Origin of the sequence: Microbacterium sp. APC 3901, from assembly GCF_030407765.1 — a bacterium.
Taxonomy (GTDB): Bacteria; Actinomycetota; Actinomycetes; order Actinomycetales; family Microbacteriaceae; genus Microbacterium.
Genome location: NZ_JASDCU010000004.1, coordinates 227,335 through 244,690, shown reverse-complemented (window position 1 = coordinate 244,690; position 17,356 = coordinate 227,335). Strand labels below are relative to the sequence as shown.

15 protein-coding genes and 1 riboswitch are annotated in these 17,356 nt (G+C 68.7%); of the genes, 3 read left to right on the top strand and 12 right to left on the bottom strand.

Features of this window, described 5'->3' with window-relative positions:
- The first annotated feature begins 413 nt into the window (after positions 1-413).
- Entirely contained in the window at positions 414-1,742 is a 1,329-nt protein-coding gene (locus tag QMA07_RS05690) for a CoA transferase (protein WP_290160522.1), read from the top strand.
- On the opposite strand, the gene QMA07_RS05685 is transcribed toward QMA07_RS05690, so the two are convergent.
- The 4 genes from QMA07_RS05685 to QMA07_RS05670 all read right to left on the bottom strand — a co-directional run bounded on the left by QMA07_RS05685 (position 1,727) and on the right by QMA07_RS05670 (position 5,504).
- The gene (locus QMA07_RS05685) at positions 1,727-2,524 is read right to left on the bottom strand and encodes a DUF4184 family protein (RefSeq protein WP_290160521.1); all 798 of its coding nucleotides are present in this window, start codon (positions 2,522-2,524) and stop codon (positions 1,727-1,729) included. The two genes, QMA07_RS05690 and QMA07_RS05685, sit on opposite strands and share 16 nt — an antisense overlap.
- Positions 2,525-2,617: 93 nt before the next feature.
- Positions 2,618-3,919 (bottom strand): tyrosine--tRNA ligase, encoded by a 1,302-nt coding sequence (gene tyrS / locus QMA07_RS05680; protein ID WP_290160520.1) that lies wholly within the window; start codon positions 3,917-3,919, stop codon positions 2,618-2,620.
- 53 nt (positions 3,920-3,972) lie between these two features.
- Positions 3,973-4,863 (bottom strand): hypothetical protein, encoded by an 891-nt coding sequence (locus tag QMA07_RS05675; protein WP_290160519.1) that lies wholly within the window; start codon positions 4,861-4,863, stop codon positions 3,973-3,975.
- Positions 4,860-5,504 carry a SatD family protein gene (locus QMA07_RS05670; RefSeq protein ID WP_290160518.1) on the bottom strand — a complete coding sequence of 215 codons (645 nt, stop codon included), beginning with the start codon at positions 5,502-5,504 and terminating at the stop codon, positions 4,860-4,862. The genes QMA07_RS05675 and QMA07_RS05670 overlap by 4 nt, the downstream gene beginning before the upstream one ends.
- Before the next feature lie 59 nt (positions 5,505-5,563).
- On the opposite strand from QMA07_RS05670, the gene QMA07_RS05665 reads away from it, so the two are divergent.
- The gene (locus tag QMA07_RS05665; RefSeq protein ID WP_290160517.1) at positions 5,564-6,151 is read left to right on the top strand and encodes a DUF1349 domain-containing protein; all 588 of its coding nucleotides are present in this window, start codon (positions 5,564-5,566) and stop codon (positions 6,149-6,151) included.
- Between the two features lie 198 nt (positions 6,152-6,349).
- Complete coding sequence (locus QMA07_RS05660; protein WP_290160516.1) at positions 6,350-7,183, top strand: type IV toxin-antitoxin system AbiEi family antitoxin domain-containing protein; 834 nt, start codon at positions 6,350-6,352, stop codon at positions 7,181-7,183.
- A gap of 161 nt (positions 7,184-7,344) precedes the next feature.
- Here QMA07_RS05660 and argH read toward each other — a convergent pair whose 3' ends face one another.
- From argH to thiM, 8 genes are all read right to left on the bottom strand, one after another.
- Positions 7,345-8,775, bottom strand: a complete 1,431-nt coding sequence (gene argH, locus QMA07_RS05655; RefSeq protein ID WP_290160534.1) for an argininosuccinate lyase — start codon at positions 8,773-8,775, stop codon at positions 7,345-7,347.
- Positions 8,775-9,704, bottom strand: a complete 930-nt coding sequence (gene argF / locus QMA07_RS05650; RefSeq protein ID WP_290160514.1) for an ornithine carbamoyltransferase — start codon at positions 9,702-9,704, stop codon at positions 8,775-8,777. Before argF ends, argH begins: the two co-directional genes overlap by 1 nt.
- On the bottom strand, positions 9,701-10,912 hold the full coding sequence (locus QMA07_RS05645) for an acetylornithine transaminase (RefSeq protein ID WP_290160513.1): 1,212 nt from the start codon (positions 10,910-10,912) through the stop codon (positions 9,701-9,703). The genes argF and QMA07_RS05645 overlap by 4 nt, the downstream gene beginning before the upstream one ends.
- Positions 10,909-11,826 (bottom strand): acetylglutamate kinase, encoded by a 918-nt coding sequence (gene argB, locus QMA07_RS05640; RefSeq protein WP_290160512.1) that lies wholly within the window; start codon positions 11,824-11,826, stop codon positions 10,909-10,911. Before argB ends, QMA07_RS05645 begins: the two co-directional genes overlap by 4 nt.
- Positions 11,823-12,980 (bottom strand): bifunctional glutamate N-acetyltransferase/amino-acid acetyltransferase ArgJ, encoded by a 1,158-nt coding sequence (gene argJ / locus QMA07_RS05635; protein WP_290160511.1) that lies wholly within the window; start codon positions 12,978-12,980, stop codon positions 11,823-11,825. The genes argB and argJ overlap by 4 nt, the downstream gene beginning before the upstream one ends.
- Entirely contained in the window at positions 12,977-14,029 is a 1,053-nt protein-coding gene (gene argC / locus QMA07_RS05630; RefSeq protein WP_290160510.1) for an N-acetyl-gamma-glutamyl-phosphate reductase, read from the bottom strand. The genes argJ and argC overlap by 4 nt, the downstream gene beginning before the upstream one ends.
- 244 nt (positions 14,030-14,273) lie before the next feature.
- On the bottom strand, positions 14,274-16,424 hold the full coding sequence (locus QMA07_RS05625; RefSeq protein WP_290160509.1) for a bifunctional hydroxymethylpyrimidine kinase/phosphomethylpyrimidine kinase: 2,151 nt from the start codon (positions 16,422-16,424) through the stop codon (positions 14,274-14,276).
- Positions 16,421-17,269 (bottom strand): hydroxyethylthiazole kinase, encoded by an 849-nt coding sequence (thiM, locus tag QMA07_RS05620; protein WP_290160508.1) that lies wholly within the window; start codon positions 17,267-17,269, stop codon positions 16,421-16,423. The genes QMA07_RS05625 and thiM overlap by 4 nt, the downstream gene beginning before the upstream one ends.
- Positions 17,260-17,353: riboswitch (TPP riboswitch) on the bottom strand. (Overlaps the previous gene by 10 nt.)
- Positions 17,354-17,356: the final 3 nt, after the last annotated feature.

Here is a 17,356-nt window from a genome sequence, read left to right as displayed (position 1 = left end):
TGTTGAGTTCTCAAGGATCGGATGCTCCCACGACCCAGTCATCACAACCAGGCCCGAAGGGCAACTTCTCTATCTTAGCCATCCCGCCCCGCTTGTCAAATCAGCGCGCCGTGCGGATCTTGGATCCGGTGCGCAGCCTGTGACAGCCGCAGAGGGGGTGGATCTCCCATCCTAGACGCAGGCGTCTGTTCTCACAAGTGAGTGGATTGGGAGGTGGTTCTCCGCTTGAGGGGGGTGAAGCTCTCGGCCTCTCCGCTTCCCTGTGGGGCGAACAAGTAATAAGTTACGGGGATTCTGGGTTTCTGGCAAATCGGGCCACCACCCCCGGGCGTGTCGTCGCCCCCCTCGCCGGTGCTTTTCCCAGTCCAGCGCCAATATTCATCTCGGATCGCCGCCAGGAGTACGATCGCAGCGTGAACGAGCCCTCGAATCACGGCCCTGCAGCCGCACTGCTGGACCGAGTGTGGGCAGACCTCGGCATCGACGTGCGGTTCGCCGACGACGACACTCCACCCCGTCATGCCGTGCCGCTTCCGTCACGACTTGCGACGGGTGAGCTGGCGTGGGCGAGCGTCCGAGCCGCGTGCCTGGCATCCGGTATCGGCACCCTCCCCGACCCCGACCGCGTAGCCGTCGCCTACCGGAGTGATCGTGCGCTCACCGTCGAAGGCGCCTCCCCCGATGTCTGGTCGCCGTACTCGGGTTTCTTCCGCGCATCCGACGGGTGGATCCGCACTCATGGGAACTACCCGCACCACGCGACGCGCCTGCACGCCGGACTGGATCTGGCCCCCGGCGCCGATGCCGACGATGTGCGCGAGGCGATCCTGCCGTTGAGTGCTGCCGACGCGGTCGATCGCATCACGGCGGAGCGCGGGCTTGCCGTGCGCGTCCAGCAGGAGAACCCGGAGCACGACGCAACGCTGCGCGCCACTCCCCTGCTCCACGTCGAGCGGATCGACCTCCCCTCCCGCGGTGGACGACATGACGCGGGCACTCGGGACGATCGCGCGCCACTCGCCGGCGTCCGGGTGCTCGACCTCACCAGAGTGATCGCCGGTCCCGTGTGCACTCGCACCCTCGCGCTTCTGGGCGCCGACGTGCTCCGCATCGATCCACCGCATCTGGCCGAACCCGAGTGGCAGCACCTCGACACCGGCCATGGCAAGAGGTCAGCGCTGCTCGACGCTCGTACCGATCGGTTCGAGGAACTGCTGGCGTCGGCTCATGTCGTCGTTCTGGGATATCGGCCGGAGTCCCTTGACCGTCTCGGACTGTCGGCAGCCGCACTGCTCGAACGACATCCCGGTCTGCTGGTCGCCCAGCTCAGCGCCTGGGGCATCGAGGAACCGTCCCGTGCCGGGTTCGACAGTCTCGTGCAGGCCGAGTCCGGGATATCCATGATCGAGACCCTCGACGGTGATCGCCCTGGCGTTCTGCCTGCACAGGCTCTCGACCACAGCGCGGGGTACCTTCTGGCGACCGCGGTCATCTCGCTACTCCGACGACGTCGGCGAGAGGGCGGCGGCTGGGTGGTGCGAACCTCCCTGCGCCGGGTCGCGGCCGAACTCCTCGGGATGCCGCGATCCTCCCGACCGGAAGCGGGACGGGAGCCGGCACTCGCCACCCATACGTCCGCATTCGAGGTCGCAGGGCAGACCGTCATCACCGCCGCATCGGTGCTTCCCGGCCTCGAGTTCACAGCTCCCCATCGCTGGGGATCCGATCAGCCGCGCTGGTGACGACGGCGGAACATCGGCAGCGAGAGGCAGAGCGCGAGTGTGAGGACGCCCCACAACGCGCACGCTGACGGCAGCACCCGGTAGGCCAGGTGCTGAGAGGTGAACCCGTCGGTGAACGGCCCGTATGCCGCGTATCCCGCGATCCACGCGATGATCAGCACTGCGGGAAGGGACAGCGACCACGCGAGTCGGAGGGATCCTGGCACCGAGCGCTCGACCTCTTCGCGCGGATCGGCGCGGCGCAGCCTCAGGATGGCCCAGATGCCGATGACGATGAGCCCGATCACGCTCGATCCGTGCTGCAGCCACTTGTACCCGGTCAACGGACCCCACATCGCGTCGAGCGCGGGAAGCGCATCCACTCCCCATCGACCCTCGTGCGTGAAGAGATCCCAGACGATGTGCGTCAGGACGCCCAGCACGAGCGACGCCGCGAGCATGACCGGATACAGCCGATTCCGCATCCCGATGCCGACGGCCGCTCGCGCGGCCTCGATGCCGGACTCCGACCAGTCGGCGGGCAGTCGGCGAGCCAACCAGAGCGGTGAGAGCTCGCCGACCGCCGGGCGCAGCACCACGCGCCAGAGCAGGAACAGCACGAAGGCGACCAGCGCTGTCCAGAGCACGTTGCCGAACGCATGGGTGAACGAGTACGGGAGGCCTATGCCCCGAAGGAACAGAGGAAGGTCCGGCGTCATGGCGCCGATAGCGATCGCGGCCGGCACGAGCGGGGTGCGGATGAAGGGCAGGGCGACCAGTGCGTGACTCGGCGTGAACGGCATCTGCTCTCCTGACGAGCTGGACGGTGAGACGCGTGACGGCGGTCACCCGAGGGATGCTCAGGTGACCGCCGTCACACGATCTGAGACGGATCTTCAGGCGAAGAAGACTCCTGCGAGGGTCTTCTTGCCGCGGCGGAGCACAGAGACCCCGCCCGGCAGAGTGCCCTGCACGGTGGCCGAGTCGTCCTCGACGCGCGCGCCGTCGAGCGACACCCCGCCCTGACTGATCGCGCGGCGTGCTTCGGACAGGCTGGAGACCAGCCCCGTGGCGACGAGCGCATCCACGACCGATGAACCGGCCTCGACTGTCGCGTGCGGGAGCTCTTCCAGAGCGGTGCGCAGTGTCGACGCGTCGAGAGCGGTCAGGTCCCCCTGACCGAACAGCGCTTCGGATGCCGCGATCACGGCCGCCGTCGCATCGACCCCGTGCACGGTCGCCACGACCTCGAGCGCCAGACGCTTCTGGGCAGCGCGACGGAAGGGTTCGGACTCGACGAGCGCCTCGTACTCCTCGATCTCGGCGCGGGTCAGGAACGTGAACACCTTGAGCCGCTCGATCACGTCGGCGTCCGCCGTGCTGAGCCAGAACTGGTACATCCGGTAGGGGCTGCACATCTCGGCATCGAGCCAGATCGCATTGCCCTCGCTCTTGCCGAACTTTGTCCCGTCGCTGTTGGTGATCAGCGGTGTGCCGATCGCGTGCGCGGACACCCCCTCAGCACGACGGATGAGGTCGGTGCCGCTGGTCAGGTTGCCCCACTGATCCGAGCCGCCCGTCTGCAGAACGCAGTCGTACTGCCGGTAGAGCTCGAGGAAGTCCATCCCCTGCAGGATCTGGTAGCTGAACTCGGTGTAACTGATGCCCTCATCCGAGTTCAGACGCGCGGCGACAGCATCCTTCTTGAGCATCGTGCCGACGCGGTAGTACTTGCCGATCTCGCGCAGGAAGTCGATCGCCGACAGCGGCGCCGTCCAGTCGAGGTTGTTGACGATGCGCGCGGCGTTGTCACCTTCGAAGCTCAGGTAGCGCTCGACCTGCGTCCGCAGGCGCCCTACCCACTCCTCGACCGTCTCGCGGGTGTTGAGCGTGCGCTCGGCCGTGGGCCGAGGGTCGCCGATCAGGCCGGTGGAGCCGCCGACGAGACCGAGTGGCTTGTGACCGGCGAGCTGGATGCGACGCAGCGTCAGCAACTGCACGAGATTTCCGAGGTGCAGACTGGGAGCTGTCGGGTCGAAGCCGCAGTAATACGTGATCGGATCCCCGGCGAGAAGGGCGCGCAGCGCCTCCTGGTCAGTGGACACGTGGACGAGGCCGCGCCACAGCAGTTCGTCCCACACGTTCTCGAACGTGGGGTCGATCGCCGGCGGGGCGGTCGTCAGAGCGGAATTCGACACGCGCCCCAGGCTATCAGCGGTCTGGGCACGCGAAACGCCGTGACGGCAGCCGATCAGCTGTGCGCCGCCCACCACACGAGGAAGGCCGCACCCAACCCGATGACCCAGCTCACGAGGCTGCCGACGAGGAAGTACTCCGCGCGGGCCCCGGTCTCACCGTCGCGCGAGATCTCGGGGAAGCGGACGATTCCCTTGGCGGCCAGCATCGCAGCGAGGATCGGGTACGCGGCGGCCAGGGTGAGGAGCATCACGAGGATGCGTTCGAGCGGACCGATCAGTCGCCCGCCCTTGAACCCTGCACGGGGATCACGTGCGGGTGCGGTGTCGGGTTCGTCGCTCTGCCCGGCCTGCTCCGGGGCCGCCGTGTCGGAAACACCCACGCCGACGAGCCCGATCACGCCGTCATCCGCCTGAGCGCCGGCGGCCACCGGATGCGCGGCTACGGCGTCTGACGCGCCCGGCGGCGCGTCTGCGGCGTCGAGTACCGTGGGCCGCCGCAACTCAGCGGGACGCCATGTGTGCTCGCCGTCGAGCGCGGCGCGGACCACGAGATTCGCGGACTCCAAGAGGAACACACCCGTGCCCACGGTGAGGATCGCGAGATCGAACGGAACCTCTCCGAACGGCGAGCGTATGCTCCACACGGAGCCGATCAGACCGGCATCCGCGCGGGCGCCCAGCCACACGACCGAGCCGATGCTCAGCACACCGAGCAGCGCGGCGGGCCAGAACCCGAGTGGCGCGGGCCTCTCTGACGGCATGCACCACACCCAGAGCGCGCCCACCACGAGCCCGAGCATCATGGGCAGCAGCGCGTCGCTCACGCTGCCGAGGAGAAGGAGGATCACTGCCACCGTGAGGTAGCCGACCCACCGATGCGGGGCGAACTGGCGGACGAGATCGGCCGAGCCCACGGCCAGCAGGATGAATCCGGCGACGATCATGCGCTCATCCTCCTCAGCGTGGTCACGCCTTCGATGAGGGCGGCGCTGCCGGCGTTGCGCAGCGACTTCGACACGCTGGGCTGGGAGATGCCCTCCTCGGCGGCGAGGTCATGCTGCGATCTGCCGACCAGGCGGCCATAGGTCAGCCGGCGTTCACGCTCGTTCATCGCCCCGACCAGCTCGTCGCGGACGAGGAGGTAGGCGTTCGACGCGGCGATCGTGCTGTCCATGACATCATCCTGCCCCGGGGCTCCGACAATCCACGTGCGCGTGCGCGGCACGGTGCGACTCTCCCTCGCATGCACGGTCTCGATCGCTGCACGCGCCGCGTACCACCCCGGTCCGTCGGCGAGTACGCCGTGCACGGAGTCGACAGAGCGCACGTCTCCGATACCGATCCCGAAGCGGAAGGCTATGCCGTCGGGAAGGGCGAGCTGGATCATCAGCAGCGAGACGAGAGCGTCCTCGAGTTCGAGGTAGACGCCCTGCTGCTCATCCCCTACCGTGGGCGTCAGTGCGTGGTGCGCGAGGGGCAGATGCGTCTCGACACGAGCGATGGTGTCGTCGAGGATGCGCTGCGCCGCCGAACGATCGTCGAGCTTGCGAGAGCCCACGATGTCGGCGAGTACGGCGATGACCATGTGATAACCGTATCACGAATAACTTCCTTTTATGCCCTATTTGGCTATAGTCTGGGAACATGCCTGAATCAGACATCATCCCCTGGTCCGACGGGTCCTGGACCCACGCTCCCGCTCACCTCGCCCCCGGTGACGACCATCTGGACGTGACCGCCGCAGAAGGCAGCGACGCCTGGCGGCACACCGCCTATGGGTTCGTGCACGACACCGAGCATGCGCTGCTCGCTCCCCTGGCCGTGGGCGAGGCGATGGATGTATCGTTCCGTGCCCCCTGGGACGGACAGTTCGACCAGGCCGGAGTCTTCGTGCGCATCGACGACGAGCACTGGATCAAGGCGGGCGTCGAGTACGCCGACGACCATCTCGGACTCGGCGCCGTCGTCACCGACATCCGCTCGGACTGGTCGGTCGGCCACGTCGACGACTGGCACGGCAGCGAGATCACGGTCCGCGTGAGCCGCTGGCCGGATGCCGTGATCGTGCGTGCACGTGCCGACGACGGCGAATGGCGCCTGGTGCGGGTGGCGCCGTTCGACGGTGAGGCCACAGCATCCGCCGGTCCGTTCCTCGCCGGACCCACCCGCTCCGGACTCGTCGTCCGCTTCACCCGTTGGACGCGCTCGGCCGCCGACGTCGCGCTGCACTGAGTCGCGCGGCTTCACGTGACGGTTGACGGAGGGCCGGACGAATCACGGAGGATCTGTCGAAGATCTTCCGCTCATCGTCCGGCCCTCGGTTGATCGTCACGCGGGGTTCTCGCCTCCACGACCGAGGGCGGATCGAACTCATCCACATTTCCCGCGTCACATTCGACGCACGGTCTGGCGCTGCGGCACGGTGGTCGGATGCTCTCTCCGAAAGACACCATCTCGAGCCTCGGCGGCATCGCCCGGGGCACCCGACTTCAGCAGTTCGGGATCAGCCGCCAAACGCTCGCGAATCAGGTGAGGGCCGGCGCGATCGTCAGGCTGCGTCCCGGCGTCTTCGCCGTCCCTCCGGTTGCTCCGTCGCTTCGGGAGGCGATCGCGCACGGAGGTGCTCCGACCTGCGCGAGCGTCCTCAGAGCACACGGAGTCTGGGTTCTCCCTCCGGCCGACGGACTTCACGTGTGGCTCGCCCCGGGACAGCATGCGCTCTCGCACCGTGGGTGCACCTGCACCTCCCACTACTACTCCGGCGCTCCTCCCCTCGGTGAGGCGAGCATCGAGATCGCACTGGTGCACCTGTACAAGTGCGCTGGCGCCGAGGCCTTCTTCGCCGCATTCGAGTCCGCCTGGAATCTCGGCATGCTCTCGACGCGGAGCCGAATGAGGGTGAGCGCCGCGCTGCCGAATCGGGCTCGTTGGCTCGTCGATCTCGCGCAACCGGATGCCGACAGCGGCCTGGAATCGCTGTTGCGGCTGCGGCTGCACCTACTCGGCATCCGACTCGACTGCCAGATCACGATCCACGGTGTCGGAAGAGTCGACTTCGTCATCGCCGGACGGCTGATCATCGAGGCGGACGGCAAAGGCAACCACGAGGGCGAACTCCGACACAAGGACCTCGTGCGGGATGCTGCCGCGTCACGCCTCGGCTACGAGACGCTGCGGTTCGACTATGCCCAGATCGTCCATGACTGGGCGACGGTGCAAGCCGCGATCCTCGGCGCTCTGGTCCGCCTCGAGGTGCCGTGGTGACGACGGGCGACGGACGACGGATCACGGACCCACGGACGGATCACGGAGAATCTTGCTCAGAACCTCCGCGATGCGTCCGTTCGTTCGTGAATCGTGCCCCACCCGAGGTCGGGTGTCAGAGATCCGGACGGCTGTCACCCGACATCCGCTGCGGCGTCCGGCTAGAGCCCCAGAGCGTGTGCGGCCGCCTGAGCTCTGGTGACCAGTTCAGCACGCTGCTCGGCGACCCGGACAGGCGCTGTTCCGCCGACGCCCGTGCGGGAGGCCACGGATCCTTCGATGGTGAGCACCTCGCGCACCTCGGGCACGAGATGGGTCGACACCGAGATCAGCAGCTGGTCGGATGCATCCTCGAGGCCGATGCCCTGCTCTTCGCAGGCACGCACCAGCGCGCCGGAGATCTCGTGCGCATCTCGGAACGGCACGCGGCGCTTCACGAGCCATTCGGCGACGTCGGTCGCGAGCGAGAACCCCTGGGGCGCGAGGGCGGCCATGCGCTCAGTGTCGAAGCGCAGCGTCGCGATCATCCCGGCGAAGGCCGGCAGCACGACCTCGAGGGTCTGCACCGAGTCGAAGACCGGCTCCTTGTCTTCCTGCAGGTCACGGTTGTAGGCGAGCGGAAGCCCCTTGAGCGTCGCCATCAGCCCTGACAGGTTGCCGATCAGCCGACCCGACTTGCCGCGAGCGAGTTCAGCGATGTCCGGATTCTTCTTCTGCGGCATGATGCTCGATCCCGTCGAGTACCCGTCATGCAGAGTGACGAAGCCGAACTCGCGAGTGTTCCAGAGGATGATCTCCTCGCTCAGACGCGAGATGTCGACCCCGATCATCGCCGCGATGAAGGCGAACTCGGCGACGACGTCACGGGCCGCGGTTCCATCGAGCGAGTTCTCGGCCGGACGATCGAGTCCGAGCTCGGATGCGACCAGCGCGGGGTCGAGTCCGAGCGTAGATCCCGCGAGGGCTCCCCCTCCGTAGGGCGAGACGCCGGCACGGCGGCGCCAGTCGACCAGACGCTCGAGCTCGCGCACGAGCGGCCACCCGTGGGCCTGCAGGTGGTGGGCGAGGAGCACCGGCTGCGCGTGCTGCAGATGCGTGCGCCCGGGGAGGATCGCGTCGGGGTGAGCTTCTGCCTGTGCGACGAGGGCGTCGATGACCCGCAGAAGGTCGCGCGCGATCACTCGGGCGTGGTCGATCAGATACATGCGCACGAGCGTGGCGATCTGATCGTTGCGGCTGCGGCCGGCACGAAGACGCCCGCCGAGCTCAGGACCGAGTTCGGCGATCAGCGCCTGCTCGAGAGCACCGTGCACATCCTCGTCCGAGGGGACGGGCTGCAGCGTGCCGTCGGCGACCCTGCGCGCCACGGCGTCGAGACCCTCGTGCATCCTCACCGCCTCGTCGGACTCGAGGTATCCAGCAGCCTCGAGCGCCTTCGCGTGCGCGTGCGATCCCGCGATGTCGTACGGCGCGAGGATCCAGTCGAAATGCGTCGACCTGCTCAACTCGACCAGCTCGGGAGACGGTCCGCTCGCGAAGCGGGCCCCCCACAGCGCGCCTTCGTTGGTGCCGTCGTTCTTCGCGTCGACCATCATGCGTCCTTCTTGTCGAGCAGCCAGACGAGCAGGGCCTTCTGCGCGTGGAGGCGGTTCTCCGCCTCGTCCCAGACGACGCTCTGGGGTCCGTCGATGACCTCGGAGTCGACCTCGTAGCCTCGGTCGGCGGGGAGGCAGTGGATGAAGATCGCCCCAGAGTCGGCGAGCTCCATCGTCTCGGGCGTCACCTTGTAGCCACCGAGATCGCGGATGCGCGCGAGCTTCTCCTCTTCCTTACCCATCGACACCCAGGTGTCGGTGACCACGACGTCGGCGCCGGCCGCTGCCTCGACCGCGTCGGTGAACAGCGTGATCGAGCCGCCGGTCTCCGCGGCGCGGCGGTCGGCCGCCTCGACGACGTCCGCACGAGGCGCGTAGTCGGCGGGTGAGGCGATACGCACATGCATTCCCGCGGTGACCCCGGCCAACGCGTACGAATGCGCCATGTTGCTCTGGCCGTCACCGAAGAACGTCAGGGTGAGACCCTTCAGATCGCCCTTGTGCTCGCGGATCGTGAGCAGGTCGGCGAGCAGCTGGCACGGGTGGAAGTCGTCGGAGAGAGCGTTGACGACGGGCACCGTGGTGCCGGCGGCCATCTCCTCGAGCCCTGCCTGCGCGTAGGTGCGCCAGACGATCGCCGCAACCTGTCGTTCGAGCACCCGAGCGGTGTCTGACGGGGTCTCCTTGCCGCCCAGCTGACTGCTGGCGGTCGAGATGATCAGCGGCGAGCCGCCGAGGTCGGCGATGCCGACGGCGAACGAGACGCGGGTGCGGGTGGAGGACTTGTCGAAGATCACCGCGACCGTCTGGGGACCCTCGAGGGCCTTGTTCGCCCAGCGGTCCTTCTTCAGCTCGATGGCGAGATCGAGGATCTCCGCCTGCTCAGCGGGGGTCAGATCGTCGTCGCGCAGCAGGTGGCGGGTCATGCGAGGGCCTTTCCGGATTCGGCGAGGGTTGTCTGGACGTCGGAGAGCGATGCGGCGAACAGCTCGCGGAACTCGGCGAGCTCGGCGTCTCCGATGGTGAGGGCCGGCGCGATGCGCACGGTCTCGGGGTTGGCTGCGTTCACGATGAGTCCGCGCTCCTGAGCAGCGGCGACCACCTCGTTCGCCACGGGGGCGCCCAGAGCCACCCCGATCAGGAGTCCACGGCCACGCACTCCCGTGACGAGAGGCGAGTCGATGTCGGCGATGATCGCACGGATCTCCTCGCCGCGACGCGCGGCGTTGTCGACGAGGCCCGCGCTCTCGATCTCGGTGAGCACCGCGTCGGCGACGGCCGTCGCGAGCGGGTTGCCACCGAACGTGGAGCCGTGCGAGCCGGGCGTGAAGAGCGAGCTCGCCGCGCCGTAGGTGACGAGCGCGCCGATCGGGAAGCCACCGCCGATGCCCTTCGCGAGCGTGATGGCGTCAGGCGTGATGCCTTCATGACTGAAGCCGAACCAGGCACCCGTGCGCCCCGCGCCGGTCTGGATCTCGTCGACGATGAGAAGCGCCCCGTGCGTCAGGGTGAGCGACCGAGCCGCCTGGAGGTACCCCTCAGGAAGCTCGACGACGCCGGCCTCGCCCTGGATCGGTTCGACGATCACGGCGGCGACACGGTCGTCGATCGCGGCCTCCAGCGCCTCGATCGTCGCCGGGATGTGCTCGACTCCCCCGGGCATCGGCTCGAAGGGCGCGCGCATCGCCGCTTTCGCCGTGAGTGCGAGGGATCCCATGGTGCGGCCGTGGAATCCGTTCTCGAGTGCGAGGATGCGGGGCTTCTCGGTGCCGCCGTGCAGGCGGGCGAGCTTGAACGCGGCCTCGTTCGCCTCGGCGCCGGAGTTCGAGAAGAACACGCGCCCGTCGATCCCGGCGCCGGCGAGACGCTTCATCCGTGCGGCGAGCGCGAGCTGCGACGGCGTCGCGAAGTAGTTCGACACATGCGCGAGAGTCGCGGCCTGCGTCGACACGGCTTCGACGAACACCGGATGCGCGTGCCCGAGCGAGGTCACCGCGATGCCGGCGAGGAAGTCGAGGTGGCGCTTACCCTCGGAGTCCCAGAGGTACGAGCCCTCCCCGCGGGTGAGCATCGCCAGGCGGGGCCCTGCGTTGAGGACCAGATCGCTCGCTGCGTCGTCCTGCCAGTTGCTCATGCCTTCACTCCTGTGCTTCCCATGACCACTTCTGTTCCGATTCCCTTGCTGGTGAAGAGTTCGACGAGCACCGAGTGCGGCACACGTCCGTCGATGATGGCGGCGGCGTCCACGCCGCCCTCGATCGCGTCCAGGCAGGCCTTCATCTTCGGGATCATGCCTGACTCGAGGGTCGGCAGCATCTCGATGAGGGCTTCCGACGTGAGGTGCGACACGAGAGAGTCGCGGTTGGGCCAGTCGGCGTACAGTCCGGGGACATCCGTGAGGATGACGAGCTTGCGCGCCTTGAGAGCCACTGCGAGCGCGGCCGCCGCGGCATCCGCGTTCACGTTCAGCGACTGACCGGGGTGGTCGAGGTCGGGGGCGATGCTCGAGACCACGGGAACGCGTCCCGCCGCGAGATGATCGAGAACCGGCGTCGGGTCGACCTCCACCACGTCGCCGACGCGACCGAGGTCGATCTCCTCACCGTCGATCACGACGCCGCGGCGACGCCCGCCGAACAGCCCGGCGTCCTCGCCGCTGAGCCCGGTGGCGATCGGGCCGTGCGAGTTGATCTTCGAGACGAGCTGCGGGTTCACCTGGCCGGTGAGGACCATGCGCACGACGCTGATCGCCTCGGTGTTGGTGACCCGGTAGCCGCCCTTGAACTCGCTCGGGATCTCGAGCCGCTGCAGCATGTCGGAGATCTGCGGTCCACCGCCGTGCACGACGACCGGCAGCACGCCGACGTACCTCAGGTACGCGATGTCCTGCGCGAAGGCCTCCTGCAGCTCGTCCGAGACCATCGCGTTGCCGCCGTACTTGACGACGACGATCTGGTCGCGGAACTTCTTCAGCCACGGGAGCGACTCGATGAGCGTCGCGGCCTTGACGGCGGCGACGTCAGGCGTGGTGTCCTGGATGTCGGTCATGAGGCGTAGGCGCTGTTCTCGTGCACGTAGTCGTGGGTCAGGTCGTTGGTGAGGATCGTCGCCGTGGCCTCGCCGACCTTGAGGTCGATCACGAGGTGCGTGGCGCGAGGGGCGAGGTCGACCTCTTCGCGCGGACGGTCGGGGCCGCCCTCGCTGCACACGCGGACGCCGTTCATCCAGACGTCGACGTCGTACGGGTCGAACTGCGCGCTGGTCGTGCCGATCGCTGCCAGCACCCGGCCCCAGTTGGGATCGTTGCCGAAGATCGCCGCCTTGAAGAGGTTGTTGCGCGCGACGGAGCGGCCGACCTCGACGGCCTCTCCCTCGGTCGCGGCGTTCGTCACCTCGATGGTGATGTCGTGGCTCGCACCTTCGGCGTCGCCCTGCAGCTTCACCGCGAGCACGCGGCACAGCTCCGCGAGTGCCGCCGAGAAGTCCTTGAGGTCGGGTGCCACCCCGGAGGCGCCGTTGGCGAGCAGGGTCACCTGGTCGTTGGTCGACATGCAGCCGTCTGAGTCGAGGCGGTCGAAGGTCGTGCCGGTCGCGAACCGCAGTGCTGCATCAGCCTCGAGAGGCTCCAGCGCGGCATCCGTCGTGATGACGACGAGCATCGTCGCGAGGCCCGGAGCGAGCATGCCCGCCCCCTTGGCCATGCCGCCGATCGTCCATCCGTCCCGACTCACGACTGCGGTCTTCGAGACGCTGTCCGTGGTCATGATGGCCTCGGCCGCGACCTGGCCGCCGTCCGTCGACAGCTCGGCGATCGCCTGTTCGGTGCCCGAGAGCACCTTGCCGCGGAAGACCTCATCGCCGACGCCGATGAGACCGGTGGAGCAGACGAGCACATCGCCGGCGCTGACGCCGAGCAGCTCGGCGGCCTTCTCGGCGGTCTGGTGCGTCGTCTGGAATCCGAAGCTGCCGGTGAAGCAGTTCGCTCCGCCGGAGTTCAGCACGACGGCTTCGACGACACGGTCGGCCACCGCCTGCTGCGACCAGATGATCGGGTTGGCCTTGGCGCGGTTGCTCGTGAACACGGCTGCACCGACCTTGCGGGGTCCGCGGTTGACGACGACGGCGACATCGGGCTTGCCGGTCGACTTGAGGCCGGCGGCGACTCCGGCCGCCTCGAATCCTGCGGGGGCGGTGACGCTCACGGCGCGACTCCGTTCACTGAGAGGGCGCGGGACTCTGGCAGTCCCAGCGCGAGGTTCATGGATTGGATGGCAGCGCCTGCGGTGCCCTTGACGAGATTGTCGACCGCGGTGACCACCGTCGCGCGGTTCGCCGCGCGGTCGATCGCGAGGCCGATCAGTGCGGTGTTGGCTCCGACCACGTCGGCGGTGCGAGGGAAGTGCCCGGCGGGCAGCAGTTGCACGAAGGTCTCGTCGCCATACGCGTCCTCCCAGGCGGCCCGGATCTCGGCATCGCTGACATCGCCGACGATCGGCGCCGTCGATGTCGCGAGGATGCCCCGCGACATCGGCACGATCACCGGGGTGAACGAGATGCGGATGCCGTCGGGCGCCGCTCCGGATGCCGCGGCGAGCGCCTGGCGGATCTCGGGTATATGCCGGTGGGTGCCGCCGACCGCATACGGGTTGGCGCTGCCGAGGATCTCGGCGGCGAGCAGATTGGTCTTGAGGCTCTTGCCTGCACCCGACGGGCCGACGGCGAGCACCGAGACGATGTCCCCCGCGTCGATCACTCCCGCGGCGACGCCGGGAGCGAGGCTCAGGCTCACGGTCGAGGCGTTGCACCCGGGGGCGGCGATCCGCTTCGCAGCTCGCAGCGTCTCGCGCTGCTTGATCCCGCCGACGAGCAGTTCGGGGACGCCGTAGGCCCAGGGCTCGTGGAAGTCGCCGCCGTAGAACGCGTCCCAGGAACCCCGCGAGGTGAGGCGATGATCAGCCCCTGCGTCGATCACCAGCGGAGTGTCGCCGAGCGCATCCGTGTACTGACCGGACTGGCCGTGCGGCAGAGCGAGGAAGACGATGTCATGCCCGGCGAGCGTGTCGGGCGTGGTGTCCTGCAGCGTGAGGTGTGCGAGTGACCGCAGGTGCGGCTGATGCTGCACGAGCGGCTGACCGGCGTTCGAGTGCGCCGTCACGGTGCGGATCTCGATGTCGGGGTGAGACGCGAGGAGGCGCAGGATCTCGCCGCCCGCATAGCCGGATGCGCCGGAGACGGCGACGGAGTACGTCATTCTTCTACCTTAACGGTCGGACCCCTCGTCGAACGCGGGGTGCAATGTCGGGAACCGGGGCGGCGACACCGGCACTCGACCGCCGTGCGTACGCAGGCAGAAGCGCAGGGTCGCCTAGAGTCGGCGGCCGCTGCGGCGTCGGCGCACGGCGATGACGCTCGGAGCGAGCGTCAGAGGAGCGGTGGCGGCCGAAGGCATGCCGCGACGATAGCGCGCTCGTCGCGGCATGCGCAAATCCGGTCCATCATGCAGAGACCGCGGAGCCGAACGGCGCGGCGAAGAAGGCGAGTTCGTGAGCGCTCGACGTCTCGAACGCCCGGAGCATCCGGGCATGGACTTCGGAAGACGCCGCCGCCGCTGTCGCCGTGACATAGGCGATCGCCTGATCCGTCGCCGCCTCGAACGCGGGGTCCGCGTAGGTGGCGAGCCACGAGGCGTACGGATGCCGGGGGTCGCGAGCGAACTCGCCGAACTCCCCCGCATGCAGACGGCGCCCGAGGTCGGTGTAGAGCCAGAAGCACGGCAGCACGGCCGCGATCAGCTCGGCATGGTCGCCGCCGAAGGCGACAGAGCGCAGATGGTCGAGGTAGGCGACCGTCGCCGCCGCGGGCACAGCCGCGAAGGTGCCGGCATCCACCCCCTCACCGGGCGTCAGCCAGGAGGCGTGCAGTTCGAGCTCGCCGATGATCGCGCCGTCGGCCGAATGCGCCCAGAAGGCCTGCTCGTGTGGCGTAGGAGCGAGCCGAGAGGCCTCGGCCAACACGCGGGAGTAGTCGCGGAGGTACAGCGCATCCTGCGCGAGGTAGAACAGGAACGGCTCCCTCTCGAGGGTTCCGTCGGCGAGTCCCCGGATGAAGGGCAGTCCGTCGATCGCCGACCGCACGCCTGACGTGCACTGCCACCACTCTGCGCGGATCTGCTCCGGCGTCATGCCCGTCTCGACTCCACCGCGCTGCCAGAGACCTGCGAAGTGGTTGATCGGTCCGTGACCTCGGCCGACGTGCAGGCTCTCGCTCTCGCGCAATGACTCACGCAGCCACGACCGGGTCGAGGCGACGGCATCGACGGGAGTCTCGCCGCGGGCGAGCCTGGTGGCCAGCGCGGACGACAGCGAGCAGCCGGTGCCGTGGGTGTTCGCGGTGCGGATGCGGGACCCCGGGTACTCCTCCCGCACTCCCCTGGCGGTATCGACGAGACCATCCGGCACGTCGTCTCCGTCGAGGTGTCCGCCCTTCACGAGCACGGCCGCCCCGATCCGCGATGACAGCTCCTCCGCCGCGGTGAGCGCGTCGTCCCATCCCGAGATCGAGCGTCCTGCCAGCACCGCGAGTTCTCCGAGGTTGGGCGTCACGACGTGAGCGCGTTCGAGGAGCGAGTTCAGCGCGGCCTCGGCATCCTGATCGAGCAGTCTGTCGCCGCTGGTGGCCACCATGACCGGGTCGAGCACGACGATCGGCGGGCGTACGGTGTCGAGCCAGTCTGCGACGGTGCGGATGACGTCGGCGTTCGCGAGCATCCCGATCTTCACCGCGTCGATGATGATGTCGTCCGAGATCGCGTCGAGCTGCTCCCGGAGGAATGTCGCCGGTGGCACGTGCACTCCGTGCACCCCGACGGTGTTCTGGGCGGTGAGGGCCGTGAGCACGGCCATGCCGTACCCGCCGTTGGCGGCGATCGACTTGAGATCTGCCTGGATCCCCGCACCGCCCGAGGGATCACTGCCTGCGATGCTGAGCACCCGCGGCGTGCCGGATGCCCGCCAGCGGCGTACGAAGTCGACCGCGGCGCGGGCCGGATCCTCCGCCGCGCACAGCGCCGACACGACGGCGAGTCCTGCGGCACCCGCATCGCGAAGCGACTCGGTGTCATCGATGCCGACTCCGCCGATCGCGACGCACGGGAGCGTCGTCGTCTCGGCGAGGGCACGGAAGCCCTCGACACCGAGGGCCGGCGGGTGGTCGGGCTTGGTGTGGGTGGGGCGGATCACTCCGACGCCCAGGTAATCGACCGTGCCGAGTGGCAGCGCACGCACGGCGTCGAAGTGCTCCTGGCTGTTCGCGCTCAGGCCGATGAGAGCTTCGGGCCCGAGGGCTTCGCGCGCCCGCAGCACGGAGGCGTCCCCCTGTCCGAGATGCACCCCGTCGACCTTCGCGCCCCGCTCACGCGCCGCGAGAGCAGCATCGAGGCGGTCGTTCACCACGAGCAGTGCTCGTCCGTCGATCACCTGCGACAGCTCGACGAGCTGAGCGACGATCTCGGCATCCGCCGCGGTCTTGTCGCGCAGCTGCACGATCCGCACACCGCCGTCGACGGCCTGCCGCACGGTCTCGACGATGCCCCGAGCACCGCAGAGTCCCGGGTCCGTCACGAGATACAGCGAGAGATCCGCGATCACAGTGTGCGCTCCTCGACCCGCGCGGCCGCAGTGACCTGCTCCGGTGCGACGGCGGCGAGCGCATCGAGCAGCGCGACCGCGAAGCTCCCGGGTCCGTGCGCATCCGCAGCCGCATGCTCGGCGGCGATCGTGTAGACCAGACTCGCCGAGGCCACTGCGGTGAGCGGATCGGTGCCCGACGCGCGCGCCGCTCCGAGGAAGGCCGCCATCACGGCACCCAGCGCACACCCGCCGCCGGTGACCCGGGTGAGCATCTCGTGACCGTTGGCGATGCGCACCACCCGCAGACCGTCGGTGATGAGGTCGACGGGCCCCGAGACCGCGACGACCGATCCGTGCCGGGCGGCGAGCATCAGCGCCGCCTCCTCCGCCGCATCCGTGCTGTCTGTGGCATCGACGCCTCGGCCGCCCGCGCTGAGCCCCGCCAATGCCAGTATCTCCGAGGCGTTGCCACGGATGGCTGTGGGGCGCGACCCGGCGAGCTCGTGCGCCAGCGCCGTGCGCACGGGCAGTGCTCCGATGGCGACCGGGTCGAGAACCCACGGGGTCCCCGCCGTCACCGCACCCGCGACGGCCTCGAGGCTCGCGGCCCGCTGCTCCGGCGTGGGCGTGCCGAGGTTGATCAGCACTCCGGATGCCGCCCCGGCGAAGAGGCCGGACTCACCGACGATGTCGACCATCGCCGGGGCCGCGCCGAGGGCGAGCAGCGCGTTGGCGGTGAACCCCGTGACGACGCTGTTCGTGATGCAGTGGGTCAGCGGTGGTGCCTCGCGGAGTGCGGACAGCAGCTCGGCGGCCGACGCCGCGACGGTCGATTCGGTATGTGGACGCAGACGATCGCTCAATGCGACATCCCTTCGCTAGTACGAACTAGATCAGGTTCGACGGGTCTGTTCTCAGCCGCGGATGCGGCACCCCGTGTCACTGATCGA

Coding starts and splice junctions, on each gene's coding strand:
- argH (WP_290160534.1), bottom strand. CDS start 8,775: ATGGTCGACGCGAAGAACGACGGCACCAACGAAGGCGCGCTGTGGGGG.
- argC (WP_290160510.1), bottom strand. CDS start 14,029: ATGACGTACTCCGTCGCCGTCTCCGGCGCATCCGGCTATGCGGGCGGC.
- QMA07_RS05685 (WP_290160521.1), bottom strand. CDS start 2,524: ATGCCGTTCACGCCGAGTCACGCACTGGTCGCCCTGCCCTTCATCCGC.
- QMA07_RS05645 (WP_290160513.1), bottom strand. CDS start 10,912: ATGAGCAACTGGCAGGACGACGCAGCGAGCGATCTGGTCCTCAACGCA.
- QMA07_RS05675 (WP_290160519.1), bottom strand. CDS start 4,863: ATGATCGTCGCCGGATTCATCCTGCTGGCCGTGGGCTCGGCCGATCTC.
- QMA07_RS05670 (WP_290160518.1), bottom strand. CDS start 5,504: ATGGTCATCGCCGTACTCGCCGACATCGTGGGCTCTCGCAAGCTCGAC.
- QMA07_RS05660 (WP_290160516.1), top strand. CDS start 6,350: ATGCTCTCTCCGAAAGACACCATCTCGAGCCTCGGCGGCATCGCCCGG.
- QMA07_RS05665 (WP_290160517.1), top strand. CDS start 5,564: ATGCCTGAATCAGACATCATCCCCTGGTCCGACGGGTCCTGGACCCAC.
- argB (WP_290160512.1), bottom strand. CDS start 11,826: ATGACCGACATCCAGGACACCACGCCTGACGTCGCCGCCGTCAAGGCC.
- argF (WP_290160514.1), bottom strand. CDS start 9,704: ATGACCCGCCACCTGCTGCGCGACGACGATCTGACCCCCGCTGAGCAG.